Origin of the sequence: Streptomyces sp. CBMA29 (assembly GCF_014596445.1) — a bacterium.
GTDB lineage: Bacteria > Actinomycetota > Actinomycetes > Streptomycetales > Streptomycetaceae > Actinacidiphila.
The window spans coordinates 1-2,832 of the sequence record NZ_MECL01000153.1 but is presented as its reverse complement, the minus strand read 5'-3'; the positions used below and the strand labels follow the sequence as shown (position 1 = coordinate 2,832).

3 protein-coding genes are annotated in these 2,832 nt (G+C 73.8%); all 3 read left to right on the top strand.

From position 1 onward, the window contains the following. A partial coding sequence (locus BGM09_RS20445; RefSeq protein ID WP_223187338.1) for an iron-containing redox enzyme family protein occupies nt 1-706 on the top strand: 706 nt, incomplete at its 5' end. Continuing rightward, the gene (locus BGM09_RS20440) at nt 703-948 is read left to right on the top strand and encodes an aroma-sacti cluster domain-containing protein (protein WP_223187337.1); all 246 of its coding nucleotides are present in this window, start codon (nt 703-705) and stop codon (nt 946-948) included. The genes BGM09_RS20445 and BGM09_RS20440, both read left to right, overlap by 4 nt. 73 nt (nt 949-1,021) lie before the next feature. Further along, nucleotides 1,022-2,832: adenylate/guanylate cyclase domain-containing protein (locus tag BGM09_RS20435; RefSeq protein ID WP_188283100.1), on the top strand; the 1,811-nt coding region annotated here is incomplete at its 3' end.

Genomic DNA, 2,832 nt, shown 5'->3' with positions numbered 1-2,832 from the left:
GGTCGGTACGGCGGGCGCGGGCGCCGCGCTGCGGGTCCGGCTGCGGCTGACGGCCCCCGCCGTGCGGGCGACGACCGCGGCCGTGTGGCGACCGCCCGGACTCGCCGCGCGCTACGCCACGTATCTGACGGTGATGCACGGAGTCGTCCGCGCCTCGGTGCCGCTGATGGAACGGGCGGTGGCGCGGCTGACGGAACTCGGCCCGCGCGACCCGCTGTGCGCGCCGCTCACGGACTATCTGCGGGAGCACATCGAAGAGGAGCGCGGCCACGACGACTGGCTGCTCGGTGACATCACCGCGCTGGGCGGGGAACCAGCCGCGGTCCTCGCCGAGCAGCCCGCACCCGCCGTCGCCCGCCTGGCGGGCGCGCAGTACTACTGGATCGAGCACCACCATCCGGTAGCGCTGCTCGGCTACATCGCGGTGCTGGAGAGCAACGCGCCCGCGCCCTGGCTGGCGGACCGGATCGCCGCCGCGGGTGTGCCGGAGGCGGCGCTGCGCACGGTACGCGGCCACGCCGAACTGGACACCGGGCACACCGCCGCGCTCTTCGCGCTGCTCGACGCTCTGCCGTTGGACCAGGCCCAGGTGCGCGCGGTCGTCATGAGCGCGCTGCACACCGTGGACGGACTTGTGGAGCTGTTCGCGCGCATCGGCCGGACAGCGGAGCCGGAACACCTCAGGGAAGGGACGTACACCTCATGAGCGACACGGCGGCGCGGGGCGGGGAGAGCGCGGAGCGGGTCGGCGACGGAACCGACGACGCGCTGGTGGTGCTGGAGTCGCACGGCTTCGGCGTCGGCGAACTCACCGACGAACAGCGCGAGGTGCTGCGCGGTCTGAGCAGCCAGGAGCTGTCGATGATGCTCGACATCAAGGCCCGGCTCGACGAGGTGGGCCCCGAGGTGCAGGCCCACAGCGAGATCGCCGGCGGGGCGCTCTTCTGATAGCTCCCCGCGACCGGGGTCCGCACCATCGGGAAGACACGGGGAAGACACGGGGAAGGGACGGGGAGACGAGATGACCACGCGCTGCGCCTCGTGCGACGGCGACCTGCCGCAGGACGCGCGCTTCTGCCCGTCCTGCGGCACTCCGGCCGACTCTCCCGCACCCGTGACGGCGGTCGAGGAGCGCAAGGTCGTCTCCGTCGTCTTCTGCGACCTCGTCGGGTCGACGGCGCTGTCCGGCGTACTCGACCCGGAGACGCTGCGCACGGTGGTGCTGCGCTATTTCGACCTGATGCGCGAGTGCCTGGAGCAGTTCGGCGGCACGGTCGAGAAGTTCATCGGCGACGCGGTGATGGCCGTCTTCGGCGTGCCGGTGACGCACGAGGACGACGCGGCGCGGGCGCTGGCCGCGGGCCTGGCGATGCTGGACGCCATACAGCGGCTCAACGAAACGGAGTTGGAGCCGACGCTCGGCATTCGGATCGGTGTCCGGATCGGCATCAACACCGGCCCGGTGGTGACGGCCTCGGATGTGTCGTCCCGTCAGGCGCTGGTGTCGGGCGAGACGGTGAACGTCGCGGCCCGGCTGGAGCAGAACGCCGCTGAGGGCGAGGTGCTGATCGGTCCTGAGAGCCGCAGGGCCGCCGGGGCGACAGCGGTCACCGAGCGCGTCGGCCCTTTGCGGTTGAAGGGCAAGGAGGACGCGGTCACCGCCTACCGGCTGCTGGACGTGGTCGAGGAGGAGCCGGAGCTGACCCGCCGCTTCGATGTGCCCTTCGTCGGCCGGGACCGTGAACTGGACGCGCTGTGGCGGACGTTCCGCGCCGTCGCGGACCGGACCGTCGCGGACCGGACCGTCGCGGACCGGACCGTCGCGGACCGGGCCGTCGCGGACCGGGCCTGGCTCGGGCCGAATCTGGTGACGGTTCTCGGCGAGGCCGGGATGGGCAAGACCCGGCTGATCCACGAGTGGCGCAAACGGTCGGGCCGCGCCTTCCGCTACGGCTCGGGCCGCTGCCGCCCGTACGGTGAACGCGGCAGCCTGGCGCCGCTGGCCGACGCCGTGAGCCAACTCCTCGACGCTTTCCCGGAGATCGCACAGTCCCCGGCGCGCGCGGGAGAGCCCTCGCCCGAGCGCCAGGAGATCGACGCGGCGCTGGCCGTGCTGTCGGCCGGGCTGCTGGAGGACGGCACACCGAATCCGTCGACCGACGACACCTGCGCGGCCCTGACCGGTCTGCTGGCCGTGCTCGCGCGCAGGCGGCCGGTCGTGCTGGTGCTGGACGACCTCCAGTGGGCGAGCGACCCGCTGCTGACGATGGTCACCGCGCTCAGTGCCGAACTCGCCGCGTCCGCTGTGCTGTTCGTCTGCGCGGCCCGTCCCGATCTGCTCGACCGCGGCGCCGGCTGGGGCGGGGGCGGGCCGCGCTCGCTCTCCTTGACGCTGCCCGGCCTGACGGCGACGGAGGCCGAGGCGGTGGCCGAGGCGCTGACCGAGGTCGGGGCGCACTGGGACGGCGGGGCGCCGTCCGGTGAGGGGGGTACGGGCGTGCCACCACAGGTGCTGGAGTCCGCGGGCGGCAATCCGTTCTATCTGGAACAGCTCATCGCCGCTCTCGCACAGCCCGAGTCCGGCTACCGGCCCGAGGGCGGAGGGGATGTGCCGACCACCTTGCAGGCGCTGCTCGGCGCCCGGATCGGGGCGCTCGGCCGGGCGGAGCGCGCCGCGCTGGACATCGCGGCCGTGGTGGGACGGGAGTTCAGCGCCGACGAGGTGGCCGAACTGGTGGGCGGGGACCGGGAAGGCGCGCCCGGCGGCGCGCTGCACGACGCGGACCCGTCCTCGGCGCGGACCGGACCGGGCGGCCCGGCGCCGGACGGCGC

Excerpts from the sequence above, each read along its gene's own strand:
- BGM09_RS20440 (WP_223187337.1), top strand. The coding sequence starts at position 703 with ATGAGCGACACGGCGGCGCGGGGCGGGGAGAGCGCGGAGCGGGTCGGC.